The following is a 16,612-nucleotide window of genomic DNA, read 5'->3' as shown; positions in this document are numbered from 1 at the left end:
GACCCCACGGCGCGAGCTGAGACGGACATTCCCGGATTACCGGGCGTCAACCGGCAACGGGTTTGCGAGAGGTTGCGTCGATCGACAAGGCTGGGCATCATGCCTGCCGCCTCGACGACTCTCCGTGTGCTCGCCGCCTCGGTCATCGTGTCGCTCTCGGTCACCGGATGCCAGGCCCTGGACGACGCGGGGGTCGCCCTCGGGCGGGCCGATCTGGTCAACGACCTCGCCGCGCGGATGGACCGGGCGCTGGAGCAGACCTGGGCCGCGGAATACCAGCTCGACGGCGGGCGGACCGCCTCGATCGCCCAGACCGAGGAGCCGCTCCGCTCCACCTACACCTGGCCCGGCGGCAAGATCACGGTGACCCAGGAGGCGGTGACCCGGTGCGCGAGCACCGCCGCCCGCACCTCCTGCACCGTGTCCCCGCCGTTGCTCACCGCCGGCAAGCCGTCGGTGATCGTCTACGACGAGGCCCGCAAGCAGGGCCTGGTCACCCCACCGGCGGTGATCCGGCTGCTCACCGATGCCGCGCTGCGGCCCGAGGCGGTCATCACGCAGAGCGACACCACGCTGGCCGGGCACCACGCCACCTGCGTCGACGTCACGAACGCCGGGGAACGCTTCACCGCCTGCGTGACCAACGAGGGGGTGCTGGGCAGCTTCACCGGCCGGCTCGACGGTAAGCCGGCCGAGGTGACGCTGAGCCGCTACACCGAGACGGTCGAGGCCGCCGCGTTCGCGGTGCCGGCCGGCGCCGGCGTGGTCGACCGCCGCACCATCACGTCGTGAACCACGGCGGCGCCGGAACCCCCGCACCCCACGCCGCCGGCGCAGCGGGCCGGACGGGCGCGGAGGGCTTCCGTCCCGCCGCCGACCACGGCCGGCCGCCGGACCCGGACGACCTGGCCCTCGCCGTGGCCGGGCGGAAGCTGCTGACCGGCGCCGACGGTCGACTGCCACGGATCGGCGAACTGCCCGCCCGGACCGGCTGGGTGGCGGTCGGCACGCTGGACGGGGTGCCGGCCTGGGCGACCGAGGTCAGCGACCCGGAGTCCCTGCCCGGCCGGTGGCGCAGCTGGCGCGGCCTCGCGGCCGAACTACCCGCCGCCGCGGCGGACCTGGCGGGGCGCGCGCTCGCCGTGGTCACCTGGCGGCGTACGCACCGGTGGTGCGGGGCCTGCCGGGCCGAGCTGGCCGACGTGCCGGGCGAGACCGCGCGGCGCTGCCCGACGTGCGGGCTGACCGTGTACGTGCCGCTGTCCGTCGCGGTGCTGACCGCGATCACCCGCCCGGGCGAGCTTCTGCTGGTCCGGCACGCCCACGGGCCGACGGAGCTGTGGGCGCTCGTCGCCGGCTTCGTCGAGGCGGGCGAGTCGCTGGAGGCGGCGGTGCACCGCGAGGTCGCCGAGGAGGTCGGCCTGACGCTGGACCGCCCCGCGTACGTGGACAGCCAGCCGTGGGCGCTGTCCGGGCCGGGCACGCTGCTCGCCGGTTTCACCGCCGCCGTGACCGATCCGGCCGCGGAGCCGGTGGTCGACCGGGCGGAGCTGACCGCGGCCCGCTGGTTCCCGGTGGACTCGTTACCGGCCGAGCTGCCGCCGGCGTACTCCCTGTCCCGCTGGCTGATCGACGCGGTGGTCGCGCGCGGTTGACCCGTCAGAGCCCCAGCAGCGTGCGCAGGTGGCGCGGGGGCGGGCAGTCGTGCGCCAGCATGGCGTCGTGCCACTCCCGGACCGGCACGTCGGCGGGTCGCGCGGCGGCGATGTCGGCCATCTCGCTGTAGCCGACGAAGTAGGTGGAGAGCTGGGTGGAGGTGAGCAACGCCCGCCGCCACTTGCCGGCCGCCTCGCCCTCCTCCTGGAAGCCGCGCCCGGTCATCAGCGCCATCGCCTCCGACTCGGGCAGGTCGTCGCAGTGCACGAGCTGGTCCAGCAGCGCGTTGATGGTCATCCGGAGCTGCATCTTGAGCTGTTGCAGGCGCACCGGCAGCCCACCGAAGCCGAGGCCCGCCATCAGCTCCTCGGTGTAGACCGCCCAGCCCTCGATGAACACACCCGACTCGGTGAGCGCGCGCACCCGGGTCGGGCCGGCGTGTCGCCGCGCGTGGGCGAGCTGGAGGAAGTGACCCGGCATCGCCTCGTGCACGGTCAGGTTGCGGATCATGTGGTCGTTGTACTCCCGGTAGAACGACTCGACCCGCTGCGCCGGCCAGTCCGCCGGGGTGGGCGCGATGCAGTAGAACGTCGGCACGTCGGCCGTCTCCAGGGGGCCGGGCGAGTCGCAGTAGGCCACCGCCACCCCCCGGGCGAACTCCGGCATCTCCTGGATCACGCACGGGTCGTCGACCAGGCTCACCAGGTCGTGCCGACGGACGAAGTCACTCGCCTCGTCGAGCGTGACGGAGGCGAGGTCGACGATGGTGGCGTCGTCCGGGTGCTCGGCGGCGAGCAGGTCCAGCGCCCGGCGTACCGTCTCGTCGTCGGCCGGACCGCCGACCAGCTCGACGGCCGCCGCCCGGATCTCCTCGGTGACCCGGTCGAGGTTGGCCCAGGCGCGGCGCTGGACCTCGGCGGCGCCCAGCTCGGTGTCGAGCGTGTGCCAGAGCCGCGCCTCCCAGCGTCGCCGGCCCAGCCGGGGGTCACGCCCGGGACCGGCGTCGGCGGCCAGCCCCGCGCGCAGCCAGGCCACGAACTCGTCGAGCGAGGCGATCGCCGCCGTGGCGGCCGGCCCGACCCGGTCCCGCAACGCGGGCGCCTGGGCGAGCAGCGCGGGCACCTCGTCGCGGACCAGGGCCGCGGTGCCGGTGAACTGCCCGACCGCCGTCTCGGCGTGGATCCGCGGCATGTCGCGCAGCGTCGCGCGCGCGGTGGCCAGGGCGTCCGGTACGGCGGCGAGGCGCCCCGCCAGGTGGGTCAGGCGCTCCTCGACCGGGGCGTAGGGGCGGGCCAGCAACGCGTGCAGCAGCGGGCCGGGATTGTGGCGCAGCGGGTCCCACTCGTGACCGCGGATCTCGGTCGCCTCGAACAGCCCGCGGTCGACCAGGCTGCTGAGCAGCGCGTGGTCGACGCTCTCCTCGACGTCGAGCGTGTCCGGGTCGATCTCGGAGAGCGCGTCGGCCGCGTCCTTCAGCATCGCCTGGTCGGCGGCGAGCGCGTCGGCGGAGAGGTCGGGCAGCCGGTCGTCGTAGCGGTGGTCTCCGGCGGCGGTGGCCAGCCCGGGCCGGCTCTCCAGCAACGCCTCGACGATCCGCTCCGCCAGCGGCACGAACGCTTCCATACCGAAACCCTACCGACCGCGCCGCCGGGCCCCGCCCTCCCACTGCCCCCGCCGCCGCGTTGATCAAGGAGTTCGCGTCTCCGTCGGCGCCCCTCCCGACACCAACTCCTCGGTCACCGAATCGGGTCCCCCGCCCCGGCCGAGCGCGATGTGGACCGCGAGTCTCGCTTCCCGGCGGGGCTTGGTCGATGGGGCCGGGCTGGGCGGACAGCCTCGGCGATCTTGCACTGTGCGCCCCGGCGAATGGGTGTCTGCGACGTCGGGAGGGCCGCAAGTGCAAGATCGCCGGGGTGGGGGTCAGGCGGGAGGGTTGGTGGTGGTGCGTTCGGCGGCGCGGACGGCGTCGGCGTACGCCAGGGTGGCGCGCCGGAGCGCCGCCTCCGGGTCGATGCCGGCCTGCCGGGCGGCCGCGACCGTGGACAGCAGGCTCGCGCCGAGGCGCGCCTCCGCGTCCACCTGGGACTCGGCCAGCGGCGGCGGCACGGCCAGCCCGACCCGACCGGCCCGGTCCAGGATCTTCGCGGCCAGGGCCAGCGCGGGCTGGCTCAACGCGATGCCGTCCAGCACCGAGTCGCGGGTCTTCTCGGCCCGCTTGATCCGCTCCCAGTTCGCCTCGATCTCCTCGATCGAGCCGGCCCGCTCGCCGGAGAACACGTGCGGGTTGCGCCGCACCATCTTGTCGACCAGGCCACCGGCCACGTCGTCGACGGTCCAGCTCTCGCCCTCCGGCAGGTTCTCCGCCAGCCGGGCGTGCAGCAGCACCTGGAGCAGCACGTCGCCCAGCTCCTCACGCAGCGCGTCGGTGTCGTCGGCGCTGATCGCGTCGTACGCCTCGTAGCACTCCTCGAGCAGGAACCCGGCCAGGCTGCGGTGGGTCTGCGCCCGCTTCCACGGGTCGCCGCCGGGCGAGGCCAGCCGGTCCATCACCTCGACCGCGTCGAGCAGCCGGGCGCCGGGCGGGTCCCACGAGCCGTACATCAGCTCCATCTCGGCCAGGCCCGGCTCGCGGGCCAGCCGCAACCCCAGCTCGCGGGCGAGCGACTCGTCACCGGTCGGGCCGGCCAGCCACACCGCGCCACCGTGCGCCGACACCGCGTCCAGCAGCGCCTGCGTCGCGCCCTCGGTCAGCACGCTCACCTCGGCGCCGGCCATCCGGACCACCCGGGTCAGCTCGCTCTCCGCGCCGGCGAAGACCGGCGCGGAGCGTACGGCGTCCCAGGCGGCCGAGGTCAGCAGGCCGGCGGGCAGCCGGGGCGAGGTGACCAGCAGGACGATGCGTGCCGTCATGCTCAGGGCGCCACCGACGCGTTCGGCTCGACCGACTCCGGCCCGGTCGACTCCGGTTCCGGGGTGGAGATGTCGGTCACCTGGTCCGCGCCGTCCACGTACGGCAGGTCGTACTGACGGAACCCGCCCTGCGTCTGGAGCAGCGCCGGGATCTCCAACGTCGGGAAGCGCGGGTTGACGGTCACGTCGAGCTTGCGCACCTCGTCCCGCAGCGCCACGCTCACCGCGCCGACCTGCCGGGTGAAGGCGGCCTCGGCGAACTGCTTGCGCTGCTCCTCGGCCGACCACCCGGCCGGGGCCACCCCGGCCTTGACCAGCGCGTCGTACAGGTCGGTCCGTGACCCGTCGCTCAGCTCCGCCGGCGGCAGGCCGCGCTCCAGGGCCAGGTAGAGGTCGTACCACTCGGCGGCGAGCGTCGCGTACTCGGTGTTGGGCACGCCCAGTTCCTTGCCGAGCTGCTCGGCGGTGAGCTGGTCCTGCACCGGGATCTTCTTCTCCTCGGCGACCCGCTTGCCCAGGTCGATGCCGACCAGCAGGTTGAGGACGTCCTGGCGGTCCACGTTCAGCTTGAGCTGCTCCGGCGACGGGGTCGCGCCCTGCTGTGCCGCGGCGTCGCGCACCGAGGCCGCGTACGCGGTCTGGGCCTCGTCGTGGATCGTGTCCACCCGGTCGACGGAGTAGGTCCGGTCACCGACGTAGGCGGCGACGTCCGGGGCGGACCGGCCACAGGCGGTGAGGGAGAGCGCGGCGAGGGCCGCGACGCTGGTGGCGGCGAGGAGACGGCGAGCACGCATGACGGTCACTCTCTCACGCCCCGTACCCGCCTGTGACGCCGCCCACCTCACCGCGCCCCCGCCCCGGCCGGCTGCGCCGCCGCCGGCTCGCTGTGTCACCGTCCGCTCGCCACTGCGGGGCTGGCAGAACCGGCCAGCTCCTCGGGCTCGCTGTGTCACCGTCCGCTCGCCACTGCGGGGCTGGCAGAACCGGCCAGCTCCTCGGGCTCGCTGTGTCACCGTCCGCTCGCCACTGCGGGGCTGGCAGAACCGGCCAGCTCCTCGGGCTCGCCCAGGACATCCGAGAGGAGCTGACCGCACCACTCCAGCAGCGCCTGGTCGCGCAGCGGCTCGCCGCCGATCCGGCGGGTGCTCGGTCGCGGCACGCTGACCTGGTCGAGCGCCTGCTTGTAGACCGAGTCCGGGTGGTAGCGCTTGAGCCGCATCTGCTTCGAGTCGGGCAGCGGCAGCGGGCCGAACCGGATGTGCTTGCCCTGCATCGAGACGTCGGTGAGGCCGTAGCGGCGGGCCAGCAGCCGGAACCGCGCCACCGCCACCAGGTTCTGCACCGGCGCGGGCGGCTCGCCGTAGCGGTCGGTCATCTCGGCGACCACCTCGCGCAGCCGCTCGGAGTCGCGGGCCTCGGCGAGCTTGCGGTACATCTCCAACCGCAGCCGCTCCACCCCGACGTAGTCGTGCGGCAGGTGCGCGTCGATCGGCAGGTCGACCTTGACCTCGGTCTCCTCCTCCTGGTGCTCACCCTTGAACGCGGAGACCGCCTCGCCGACCATCCGGACGTACAGGTCGAAGCCGACGCCCTCGATGTGGCCGGACTGCTCGCCGCCGAGCAGGTTGCCGGCGCCCCGGATCTCCAGGTCCTTCATCGCCACGTACATGCCGGCGCCCAGCTCGGTGTGCTGCGCGATGGTGGCCAGCCGCTCGTGTGCGTTCTCCGTCAGCGGCTTGTCCGCCGGGTAGAGGAAGTAGGCGTAGGCCCGCTCCCGGCCCCGGCCGACCCGGCCCCGGATCTGGTGCAGCTGGGCCAGGCCGAGCAGGTCGGCGCGCTCGACGATCAGCGTGTTGGCGTTGGGGATGTCGATGCCGGACTCGACGATCGTGGTGCAGACGAGGACGTCGAACTCCTTCTCCCAAAAGCCGACCATCACCTTCTCCAGCGCCTCCTCGCCCATCTGGCCGTGCGCCACCGCCACCCGGGCCTCGGGCACCAGCTCGCGGATCCGGCGGGCCGCCCGGTCGATCGACTCGACCCGGTTGTGCAGGTAGAAGACCTGACCGTCGCGCAGCAGCTCACGGTGGATGGAGGCGGCCACCTGCCGGTCGTCGTACGCCCCGACGAACGTCAGCACCGGGTGCCGCTCCTCCGGCGGGGTGGCGATGGTGGACATCTCCCGGATGCCGGTGATCGCCATCTCCAGCGTCCGGGGGATCGGGGTGGCCGACATGGCGAGCACGTCGACCGAGGCGCGCAGCGTCTTCAGGTGCTCCTTGTGCTCGACGCCGAAGCGCTGCTCCTCGTCGATGATGACCAGCCCGAGCTGCTTGAACCGGGTGGCCGCCTGGAGCAGCCGGTGGGTACCGATGACGATGTCGACGCTGCCGTCGGCGACCATCTCCAGCGTCCGCTCGGACTCCTTCGGGGTCTGGAACCGGGAGAGCTGCCGGATGTTGACCGGGAACTGGCTCATCCGCTCGGCGAACGTGTTGTAGTGCTGCTGCACCAGCAGGGTGGTGGGCACCAGCACCGCCACCTGCTTGCCGTCCTGCACCGCCTTGAACGCCGCCCGCACCGCGATCTCGGTCTTGCCGTAGCCCACGTCGCCGCAGATCAGCCGGTCCATCGGGACGGTCTGCTCCATGTCCCGCTTGACCTCCTCGATGGCGGCCATCTGGTCCGGCGTCTCCTGCCAGGGGAAGGCGTCCTCCAGCTCCCGCTGCCAGGGGGTATCCGGACCGAAGTTGTGCCCCTTGGACGCCTTGCGCGCGGCGTAGAGCTGGATCAGCTGGGCGGCGATCTCGCGGACCGCCTTGCGCGCCCGGGCCTTGGACTTCTGCCAGTCCGAGCCACCCATCTTGTGCAGCGTGGGCTGCTCGCCGCCGACGTAGCGGGAGAGCTGGTCGAGCTGGTCGGTGGGGACGAAGAGGCGGTCGCCGGGCTGGCCACGCTTGCTCGCGGCGTACTCGATGACCAGGTATTCGCGGCTGGCGCCGTTGACCGTGCGCTGCACCAGCTCGACGTAGCGGCCGATGCCGTGCTGCTCGTGCACCACGAAGTCGCCGGCCTTCAGCTCCAGCGGGTCGATGGTGTTGCGTCGCCGGCTGGGCATCTTGCGCATGTCGCGGGTGGAGGTGCCCCGGCCGCCGGTGACGTCGTCGCCGGTCAGCAGCACGAACTTCGACGCCTCGTCGACGAACCCGGCGGTCAGGCAGCCGCAGGAGACGAGCACCTCGCCCGGGGCGGGCGCGGCGGGCACCTCCTCGGTGAGCCGGGCGCCGAGGCCGGCGTCGCGGAGCACCTCGACGGCCCGCTGGGCGGGGCCGTGGCCCTCGAAGACCAGCGCGATCGACCAGCCCTCACCGGCCCAGCGCTTCAGGTCGTCGACCACCCGGGCGGTCTCGCCGTGGTAGAGCGGGGCGGGCTGGGCGGCCAGGGTCACCGCGATGGCGTCGTCCGGGGTGACGTCGACCTCCGTCGGCGCGTCCTCCCAGGGCTGCCGGGCCGGCGCCGCGTCGGCCTCGACCAGACCGAACGGGGCGAGCGTCCACCAGGGCTGGCCCAGGGCGCGGGCCGCCGTGCGTACCTCGGCCAGGGTCTTGAAGGCGGCGGCGCCGAGGTCGACCGGGGCCTGGCCGCCGACGGCGGCTGCGGCCCAGCTGGCCTGGAGGAACTCCTCCGAGGTACGGACCAGGTCGTGCGCCCGGGTGCGGATCCGCTCCGGGTCGCAGAGCAGCAGGTGGGTGCCGGCCGGCATGCAGTCGACCAGCAGCTCCAGCGCGTCGGCGCCGATCAGGGCCGGGGCCAGCGACTCCATCCCCTCGACCGGGATGCCCTCGGCCAGCTTGTCCAGGATCTCGGCCAGCTCGGGATGCTCGGCGGCGAGCGCGGCGGCCCGCTTCCGGACCGACGGGGTGAGCAGCAGCTCCCGGCACGGCGGCGCCCAGAGCTGCGCGACACCCTCGATGGTGCGCTGGTCGGCGACGGCGAAGGTGCGGATCTCCTCCACCTCGTCGCCCCAGAACTCGACCCGGGACGGGTGTTCGTCGGTGGGCGGGAAGACGTCCAGGATGCCGCCGCGCACGGCGAACTCGCCGCGCTTGGTGACCAGGTCGACCCGGGCGTACGCCATGTCGGTGAGCCGGCGGGCGACCTCCTCCAGGTCGGCCTCGTCCCCGGCGGCGAGCTGCACCGGTTCGAGGTCGCCGAGGCCCTTGAGCTGCGGCTGGAGCAACGACCGCACCGGCGCCACGACCACCCGCAGCGGCCCGGTGCGCCCGTGCGCGTCGGCCGAGTCGGGGTGGGCCAGCCGACGCAGCACCGCGAGCCGCCGCCCGACCGTGTCGGAGCGGGGCGAGAGCCGCTCGTGCGGCAGCGTCTCCCAGGACGGGAAGACCGCCACCTGCTCCGGCGGCAGCAGGCTGCCCAGCGCGGAGGCCAGGTCGTCGGCCTCGCGGGTGGTGGCGGTGACCGCGAGCACCGGCCGGCCCGCGCCGCCGGCCGGCTCGTCGGCGGCGACGGCGGCCACCGCGAACGGGCGCAGCGCGGCGGGAGCGGTCAGGTCGAGGCCGTCGACCCGGGCGGCACCGGAGCGCGCCAGGTCACGCGCCCGGGCCAGCCCGGGGTCGGCCAGGGCGGCGGAGAAGAGTCCGGTGAGCATCAGTGATCACTTCCAGCGGCTCGACACGACGAGGACCCCGCGTCCAGCCGGACGGGGGGTGCACCTGTCGAGACTATCCCGCGCCGGGGACAATCTCCGGTGGCACCGCGTAGGCCGGGAGGGGACGGGCAATGCCGGAACAGGTCGGTAGTGATCCCCGGACCCGAACCACGCCGGGCCGCTGGCGGGTCCTCGGGGTCGCCCCCGGCATGCTGCTCTACCAGGTGCGGTGCGTGGTCGAGGACCCAGGCTGGCACGGGCCGGCGCGGGACCTGGGGCACCGGGTCTTCCTCGGCCGCTCGGGGGTCTCCCTGCGCCGGCTCAACGGCCAGCTCAGCGTGGTGGACGCCACCTCGGTCCTGCTCACCCGCCCCGGCGACGAGATGTACGCCGCGCACCCGCTGGGTGACGGCGACGTCTACACCTGTCTGGAGCTGTCCCCGGAGCTGCTCGGCGAGCGGCCGGACACCGACCGGTGGCTGGGTCGGCGCGGCTGGGACGGCAGCGTCGACGAGCGGCTCGACCTGGAGCACCGGATGCTGGTGGCCCGCGCGACGGCCGGGCTGGACCGGTTCGAGTTCACCGAGCGGGTGCACCGCTTCCTGGGCCGGCTGCTGGCGGCCAGCCCGGTCGGCGCGGGCGAGCCGGGAGCCGAGATCGAACGGGCGGTCCGGCGCCGACCGGCCACGCTCGCCGCGCACCGCCGGCTGGCCGACCGGGCGCGCGAGGTGCTGGCCGCGTCCGACTCCCGGCTCGGACTGACCGACGTCGCCGCCCAGGTGGGCTGCTCACCGCACCACCTGAGCCGAGTGTTCCAGCGGGTCACCGGGCAGAGCCTCACCGCATACCGGAACCGGCTGCGGGTGCGCTCCCTGCTCGACGTGCTGGCCGACGGCGACGGCCCGCCGCTGGGCGAGGTCGCCGCCACGTACGGCTTCGCGGACCAGGCGCACCTGACCCGGGTGGTCCGGGAACAGGTGGGGCACCCGCCGGCCCGGCTGCGCCGGCTCTTCGCCGCCGGCGAGGCCGACCTGGACGCCGCCTGAACGTTCGCTCGACGATCCGAGCAAGATTCTTCAAGAACCGCCCGGTCGGGTCCGGCGAGGATGGATCCCGTCAGCCCGGCCCGGGTCGCCATGGGGAGATGGCGACCCGGCCAGGGGTACGCGGGCCTGTTCGGGGAGGCCCGACACCCGAAGCCGGTCCTGCGCCGCCGGTTCACGGCGTGCCGCGGAGGTGCCGCACTCCCCCCTGCGGCACCTCCCCCATGATCTTGACCGGGGCGCGTCGACATGGTGCGGTGGAGGCATGACGGGGGAATACCGGGCGGTCTTCGACGCCGAGGTCCGCTTCGCCAACGGCGGTGGGCTGCGTACCGAGGGTTTCCGGCTGGACGTGCCGGGCCCGGGGATCACCGACGACGAGTTGGCGGCGCTGCTCGTGCGGCACCTCGGGCTGCTCATGGTCGGCGAGGTGCGGATCAGCAACCGGACCGTGGTGGAGGAGCCGCACAAGGGCGGGCGCGGCGTCCCCGCCGCGGCCCCCGGCGGGCGGCGCCTGGTCGAGCTGAGCCACGAGATCACCGACGGCCTGGTCACGCTGCCCGGCTGGCCGGCGCCGCGGATCACCGACTGGCTGACCCGGGAGGCGTCCCGGGAGCGGTACGCGCCGGGCGTCGAGTTCCACGTCGCGCGGATCGACATGATCGCCAACACCGGCACCTACGTCGACACGCCGGCGCACCGCTGGGCCGACGGGCCCGATCTGACCGGGATCCCGCTGGACCGGCTGGCCGACCTGCCCGGCCTGGTGGTGCGCGTCCCCGCCGGCACCCGGGCGGTGGACCGGCTGCTCCTCGCCCCCTACGAGGTCACCGGGCGGGCGGTGCTGCTGGACACCGGCTGGGACGCGCACTTCGGCACCGACGCGTACGCCGGCCCGGAGGCGCCCTACCTGACCGCGGACGGCGCCGACTGGCTGGTCGAGGCCGGTGCGGCGCTGGTCGGCATCGACTCGATCAACATCGACGACATGACCCCGGCGGCGGCCGGCGAACGACCGGCGCACAGCGCCCTGCTGGCCGCCGGCATCCCGATCGTGGAGCACCTGACCGGCCTGGGCGCGCTGCCGCCGACCGGTTTCCGGTTCACCGCCGCACCGCCGCGGGTGGCCGGCATGGGCACCTTCCCGGTCCGCGCCTTCGCCGTCCTCGACGGCTGACCCGGCCGGAGCGGGGACGGCGTCAGTAGTGGACCGCGATGCGGCGTTCGACCGCGTCCACCCGGATCTCCCCGCCGTACGGGACGATCAGTTGCGGGTCGGTGTGACCCAGGTCGACGTCGAAGACCACCACCGGGTCGTCGGCGTACGGCCCGAGCGCCCGCAGGATCGCCGCCCGCTGCTCCTCGGCCCAGGCCAGCCGTTCCGGGACCGACAGTCGGCGGTCGAAGTTCCACGCCTTGGGGCGGCCGACCACGATCGCCGGGCAACCGGCGAGCAGCCCGCGCTCGCCCAGGTTCCGCATCATCCGGAAGACCTCCTCGGCCGGCGGCATCTCCTCCGAGGTCTCCACGAGCAGCACCGAGCCGGCCAGCTCGGCGGCGGACGGGACCCGGTCGGCGGCGGCCAACCAGTGCACGATCTCCAGGTTGCCGCCCCAGGTCCGGCCCGTCACGACCCGATCCGGCCCGTGCCAGCGCCAGCCCTCGCCCGGGAGCATCGGCGGCTCCTCGGTCAACGTCTGCGGGTCGCCCCAGTCGAGCGTCTCGTCGCCCCACTCGGCGGCCGGGGCCAGGTCGTACCAGCCGGAGGTGAACAGCGCGGCGCGCAGCGAGTCGAGCGTCAGCGGGTGCGGGCTGCCCGGCCGGCCGAGGTGCACCAGCACCGAGCCGCCGTGGTAGGCGACGATCCCCAGCCTGTGCAGGTGGTTGAGCACGTTGGTGTTGTCGGAGTAGCCGAAGTAGGGCTTCGGGTTGGCCCGGATCACCTCGTCGTCGAGGAACGGGGTGACCGTGATCAGGTCGTCCCCGCCGATGGTGGCGAGCACCGCGGTGACCGTCGGGTCCGCGAACGCGGCGGTCAGGTCCCGGGCCCGGTCCCGGGGGTCGGCGCCCATCCGCCGGGTGGTCGGATATTCCACCGGCTCCAGCCCCAGCTCGTCGCGGAGCCGGCGCAGGCCCAGCTCGTACACGTGCGGGAAGAGGCCCGGCAGGCCGGCGGAGGGTGAGACGACGGCGACCCGGTCGCCCGGCTTCGGCTTGGTGGGACAGCGCGGCGGCGTCATGATCCGAACGCTATCGGCCGGCACCAGCGATTTCCGCCCGGCGAAACGCCACGAGCCGGGCATATGCCGGCAATAGGCTGGGCCCGTGGACGACGAGGCGGAGCTGCGTACCCGGGACTGGCTGCCCCGCACGGCGGCGCTGGTCCTCGGCACCCTGGCGCTGGCCAGCGCGTTCATCGCCGCCTACGTCGGCGCGTTGCACAAGCCGGACCCGAAGGACGTGCCGGTCGCCGTGGTGACGACCGACCAGCAGGCGCAGGCCGTGATGTCGGCCGTCCGCGCCCGCACCGACGTCGTCAAACCCGTCGGGTACGACAGCCGGGAACGTGCCGACGACGGCCTCGACGACCGCTCGGTGTACGCCGTGCTCGGCTCCGCCCCGGACGGCGGCCTGACCCTGGCCACGGCCAGCGCCGGCGCGCCCGCCGCCACCGAACTCGTCACCGAGGTGTTCACCGAGGCGGCCCGGCAGGCCGGCGTGCCGCTGGCGGTCACCGACGAGGTGCCGGTCTCCGGCGGCGACCCGCGCGGCCTGGTCCCGTTCTACCTGGCGGTCGGCGTGGTCCTCGGCGGCTACCTGGCCTCCACGGCGCTGGGCATCTCGCTCGGCACCAGCCCGGGCAGCCTGCGCCGGGCCGGGTTGCGGATCGCCACGCTCGCCGTCCACTCCGTCCTGCTCGGCATCATCGGGGCGGTGCTGGTCGGGCCGGTGCTGGACGTCTTCCCGCACGACGTGGGAACCATCGCGGTGGTGGGCGCGCTGGCCGCGTTCGCGGCCGGGATGGTCGCGGCGGCCGTGCAGGCGTGGCTCGGGCTGCTCGGCACCGGCATCGTGATCCTGCTGCTGGTGGTGCTCGGCAACCCCGGCTCCGGGGGCATCTACGCGCCCGAGTTCCTGCCGCCGTTCCTGCGTGGGATGCACCGCTGGAACGTCCCCGGGCTCGCCACCGACCTGCTCAAGTCGGCCATCTACTTCGACTGGCGCGGCGGCGGCTGGGCGCTGACCGGGCTGCTGGTCTGGGTGGTCGCCGGCCTGGCCGGTCTGCTCACCGCCACGATGTTCCGGGCCCGCCGCCGGGCCGCGCGGACCGGTGCGGGACGCCACGCCGTCGCCGGCCGCTGACCCGCCGGCCCGTCCCAGAGTGCAGATCATCACGCCGTCCCCCTCCTGCCGTCGGGGCGCACGCGGATACCATCCAGGGGAGTCGGACAGCGCTGTCCTTCGTCCTCGCGTAAGGAGCGCAACCGTGACCGACCAGCACGACCACGACGGCCCCGACGCCGCTCTCCGGGCCGACATCCGCCGCCTCGGCACCCTGCTCGGGCAGACCCTGGCCCGCCAGGAGGGCCGGCCGTTGCTCGACCTGGTCGAGGAGATCCGCGCCCAGGTCCGCTCCGACGCGCCGGCCGCCGCCCAGCGCCTCGCCGGGCTCGACGTCACCACCGGCACGAAGCTGGCCCGCGCCTTCTCCACCTACTTCCACCTGGCCAACATCACCGAGCAGGTGCACCGCGCCCGCGACCTGCGTCGCCGGCGCGCCACCCACGGCGGCTGGCTGGACCAGGCCGCCAAGATGATCGCCGAGCGCGGCGTGCCGGCCGAGGAGATCGCCGCGGCGGCCCGCCGGCTGGCCGTACGCCCGGTCTTCACCGCCCACCCCACCGAGGCGGCCCGCCGGTCCATCCTGTCCAAGCTGCGCGCGGTCGCCGACGAGCTGGACACCGAGACCGCCAACGCGATCCTCTACGGCGCCAGCGACGAGGGCCCGGCCAACCGCCGCCTCGCCGAGCTGCTCGACCTGATGTGGCAGACCGACGAGCTGCGGCTCGACCGGCCGGACCCGACCGACGAGGCCCGCAACGCCATCTACTACCTGCGCGACCTGCACGCCGAGGCCGCACCGCAGGTCCTCGACGACCTCGCCGACACGCTGCGTACGCTCGGCGTGGAGACCTCGCCGACCGCCCGTCCGCTGACCTTCGGCACCTGGATCGGTGGTGACCGCGACGGCAACCCGTTCGTCACCCCGACGGTCACCCGCGAGGTGCTGCGGATCCAGCACGAGCACGGCATCGAGGCCACCGAGAAGGCGATGGACGAGCTGATCAGCGAGGTCAGCGTCTCCCGCCGGCTGCGCGCGGTCTCGCTCGACCTCTCCGCCAGCCTGGCCAAGGACCTGGACGCGCTGCCCGAGGTCGCGCCCCGGTTCCGCCGGGTCAACGCCGAGGAGCCCTACCGGCTCAAGGCGCGCTGCGTGAAGGCCAAGCTGGCCAACACCCGGGAGCGGCTGCGCGCCGGCACCCCGCACGTGCCGGGCCGCGACTACCAGGGCTCGACCGAGCTGATCGCCGACCTGGAGCTGCTGCGCGCGTCGCTGGCCCGCAACTCCGGGCAGCTCACCGCCGTGGGCCGGCTCGCCTCGACCATCCGGACCGTCTCCGCGTTCGGGCTGCACCTGGCGACGATGGACATCCGGGAGCACGCCGAGAAGCACCACGAGGTGCTGGCCCAGCTCTACGAGGCGGTCGGCGAGGTCTCCGACTACCCGTCGCTGACCCGGCTGGAGCGCACCAAGCTGCTCGCCGACGAGCTGACCGGCCGCCGGCCGCTCTCCACCCAGGACAGCCCGCTCACCGAGTCGGCGCGCAAGACGTTCGACGTGTTCTCCGCGATCCGCGAGGCGCAGGACCGGTTCGGCCCCGAGGTCATCGAGTCGTACATCATCTCGATGACCCTCGGTGTGGACGACGTGCTCGCCGCGGTGGTGCTGGCCCGCGAGGCCGGCCTGGTCGACGTGCACAGCGGGCGGGCCCGGATCGGCATCGTGCCGCTGCTGGAGACCCCGGCCGAGCTGAACGCCGGCGGCGAGCTGCTCGACGAGCTGCTGTCGCTGCCCGCCTACCGGGCGCTGGTCGCGGCGCGCGGTGACGTCCAGGAGGTGATGCTGGGCTACTCCGACTCCAACAAGGAGGCCGGGATCACCACCAGCCAGTGGTCCATCCACCGGGCCCAGCGGGCGCTGCGGGACGTGGCCGCCCGGCACGGCGTGCACCTGCGGCTGTTCCACGGCCGGGGCGGCACGGTCGGCCGGGGCGGCGGCCCCACCCACGACGCGATCCTGGCCCAGCCCTACGGCACGCTCGACGGCGCGATCAAGGTGACCGAGCAGGGCGAGGTCATCTCCGACAAGTACACGCTGCCGGCGCTGGCCAGGGAGAACCTGGAGCTGACCGTGGCCGCCGTGCTCCAGGCCACGCTGCTGCACACCGCGCCCCGGCAGCCGGCCGAGATGCTGGAGCGCTGGGACGCGGCGATGGACGTCGTCTCCGAGTCGGCGTTCCGGTCGTACCGGTCGCTGGTCGAGGACCCGGACCTGCCGGCGTACTTCTGGGCGTCGACCCCGACCGAGCTGCTCGGCGCGCTGAACATCGGCTCCCGGCCGGCGAAGCGCCCGAACACCGGCGCCGGCCTCTCCGGCCTGCGGGCCATTCCGTGGGTGTTCGGCTGGACCCAGACCCGGCAGATCGTGCCGGGCTGGTTCGGCGTGGGATCCGGGCTGGCCGCCGCACGGGAGGCGGGCCTGGCCGACGTGCTCGCCGAGATGAACCGGAACTGGCACTTCTTCCGCACGTTCCTGTCGAACGTCGAGATGATGCTGACCAAGACCGACCTGAGCATCGCCCGCCGCTACGTCGAGACGCTGGTCCCGAAGAAGCTGCACCCGATCTTCTCGACGATCGAGCAGGAGTACGAGCTGACCAAGCGGGAGGTGCTGGCGGTCACCGCCTCGCCGGCCCTGCTGGAGAACTCGCCCGTCCTGCAGCGCACGCTCGCCGTGCGGGACACCTACCTGGAGCCGCTGCACCACCTCCAGGTGGCGCTGCTGCGGCAGTACCGCGAGTCCGGCGCCGCCGGCCGGGCGGTGGCGACCGCGCCGGGCGGCCGACGGGCCCCGAACGACGGCACGGCGCTGGAGCGGGCGCTGCTGACCACTGTCAACGGCATCGCCGCCGGCATGCGCAACACCGGCTGAGACGCAAGGAAGGGCCCCCTTTTAACGCCTCGTGCATAAGAGGGGGCCCTTCTTAACGCCTGC

General features: G+C 74.0%; 11 protein-coding genes. 6 read left to right on the top strand and 5 right to left on the bottom strand.

The window, feature by feature from the left end; translation table 11 throughout:
- Positions 1–99: 99 nt before the first annotated feature.
- Positions 100–792, top strand: a complete 693-nt coding sequence (locus ACN27B_RS14265) for a hypothetical protein (protein ID WP_422745383.1) — start codon at positions 100–102, stop codon at positions 790–792.
- Positions 789–1,655 carry an NAD(+) diphosphatase gene (nudC, locus tag ACN27B_RS14260; RefSeq protein ID WP_422745381.1) on the top strand — a complete coding sequence of 289 codons (867 nt, stop codon included), beginning with the start codon at positions 789–791 and terminating at the stop codon, positions 1,653–1,655. The genes ACN27B_RS14265 and nudC overlap by 4 nt, the downstream gene beginning before the upstream one ends.
- A 4-nt stretch (positions 1,656–1,659) precedes the next feature.
- On the opposite strand, the gene ACN27B_RS14255 is transcribed toward nudC, so the two are convergent.
- From ACN27B_RS14255 to mfd, 4 genes are all read right to left on the bottom strand, one after another.
- Positions 1,660–3,279 (bottom strand): DUF885 domain-containing protein, encoded by a 1,620-nt coding sequence (locus ACN27B_RS14255; protein ID WP_422745379.1) that lies wholly within the window; start codon positions 3,277–3,279, stop codon positions 1,660–1,662.
- A gap of 297 nt (positions 3,280–3,576) precedes the next feature.
- Positions 3,577–4,566 (bottom strand): nucleoside triphosphate pyrophosphohydrolase, encoded by a 990-nt coding sequence (locus tag ACN27B_RS14250; RefSeq protein ID WP_422745377.1) that lies wholly within the window; start codon positions 4,564–4,566, stop codon positions 3,577–3,579.
- A 2-nt stretch (positions 4,567–4,568) separates the two neighbouring features.
- Positions 4,569–5,360, bottom strand: a complete 792-nt coding sequence (locus tag ACN27B_RS14245) for a hypothetical protein (protein ID WP_422745374.1) — start codon at positions 5,358–5,360, stop codon at positions 4,569–4,571.
- Between the two features lie 215 nt (positions 5,361–5,575).
- Positions 5,576–9,232: a transcription-repair coupling factor gene (gene mfd / locus ACN27B_RS14240; RefSeq protein ID WP_422745372.1), complete on the bottom strand. Its 3,657-nt coding sequence runs from the start codon at positions 9,230–9,232 to the stop codon at positions 5,576–5,578.
- 131 nt (positions 9,233–9,363) lie between these two features.
- Between mfd and ACN27B_RS14235 the strand changes: the two genes are divergently transcribed.
- Both ACN27B_RS14235 and ACN27B_RS14230 read left to right on the top strand, forming a co-directional pair.
- Positions 9,364–10,278 carry a helix-turn-helix domain-containing protein gene (locus tag ACN27B_RS14235; protein WP_099162554.1) on the top strand — a complete coding sequence of 305 codons (915 nt, stop codon included), beginning with the start codon at positions 9,364–9,366 and terminating at the stop codon, positions 10,276–10,278.
- A 262-nt stretch (positions 10,279–10,540) separates the two neighbouring features.
- Complete coding sequence (locus ACN27B_RS14230; RefSeq protein ID WP_099162555.1) at positions 10,541–11,452, top strand: cyclase family protein; 912 nt, start codon at positions 10,541–10,543, stop codon at positions 11,450–11,452.
- Positions 11,453–11,474: 22 nt separating this feature from the next.
- On the opposite strand, the gene ACN27B_RS14225 is transcribed toward ACN27B_RS14230, so the two are convergent.
- Entirely contained in the window at positions 11,475–12,515 is a 1,041-nt protein-coding gene (locus ACN27B_RS14225) for a S66 family peptidase (RefSeq protein ID WP_099162556.1), read from the bottom strand.
- 85 nt (positions 12,516–12,600) lie between these two features.
- Here ACN27B_RS14225 and ACN27B_RS14220 point away from each other — a divergent pair, with 85 nt between their 5' ends.
- Positions 12,601–13,638, top strand: a complete 1,038-nt coding sequence (locus ACN27B_RS14220) for a hypothetical protein (RefSeq protein ID WP_422745368.1) — start codon at positions 12,601–12,603, stop codon at positions 13,636–13,638.
- Between the two features lie 124 nt (positions 13,639–13,762).
- Entirely contained in the window at positions 13,763–16,549 is a 2,787-nt protein-coding gene (gene ppc, locus ACN27B_RS14215) for a phosphoenolpyruvate carboxylase (RefSeq protein WP_422745365.1), read from the top strand.
- Positions 16,550–16,612 lie beyond the last annotated feature (63 nt).

The sequence above is a fragment of the Micromonospora sp. WMMD754 genome (genome assembly GCF_049315235.1).
Classification (GTDB): Bacteria; Actinomycetota; Actinomycetes; order Mycobacteriales; family Micromonosporaceae; genus Micromonospora; species Micromonospora sediminicola.
The sequence above is the reverse complement of the archived record's forward strand: the minus strand, read 5'-3'. Positions and strand labels throughout refer to the sequence as shown.

Excerpts from the sequence above, each read along its gene's own strand:
- ACN27B_RS14265 (WP_422745383.1), top strand. The coding sequence starts at position 100 with ATGCCTGCCGCCTCGACGACTCTCCGTGTGCTCGCCGCCTCGGTCATC.
- ACN27B_RS14255 (WP_422745379.1), bottom strand. The coding sequence starts at position 3,279 with ATGGAAGCGTTCGTGCCGCTGGCGGAGCGGATCGTCGAGGCGTTGCTG.
- ACN27B_RS14250 (WP_422745377.1), bottom strand. The coding sequence starts at position 4,566 with ATGACGGCACGCATCGTCCTGCTGGTCACCTCGCCCCGGCTGCCCGCC.
- ACN27B_RS14245 (WP_422745374.1), bottom strand. The coding sequence starts at position 5,360 with ATGCGTGCTCGCCGTCTCCTCGCCGCCACCAGCGTCGCGGCCCTCGCC.
- mfd (WP_422745372.1), bottom strand. The coding sequence starts at position 9,232 with ATGCTCACCGGACTCTTCTCCGCCGCCCTGGCCGACCCCGGGCTGGCC.
- ACN27B_RS14235 (WP_099162554.1), top strand. The coding sequence starts at position 9,364 with ATGCCGGAACAGGTCGGTAGTGATCCCCGGACCCGAACCACGCCGGGC.
- ACN27B_RS14230 (WP_099162555.1), top strand. The coding sequence starts at position 10,541 with ATGACGGGGGAATACCGGGCGGTCTTCGACGCCGAGGTCCGCTTCGCC.
- ACN27B_RS14225 (WP_099162556.1), bottom strand. The coding sequence starts at position 12,515 with ATGACGCCGCCGCGCTGTCCCACCAAGCCGAAGCCGGGCGACCGGGTC.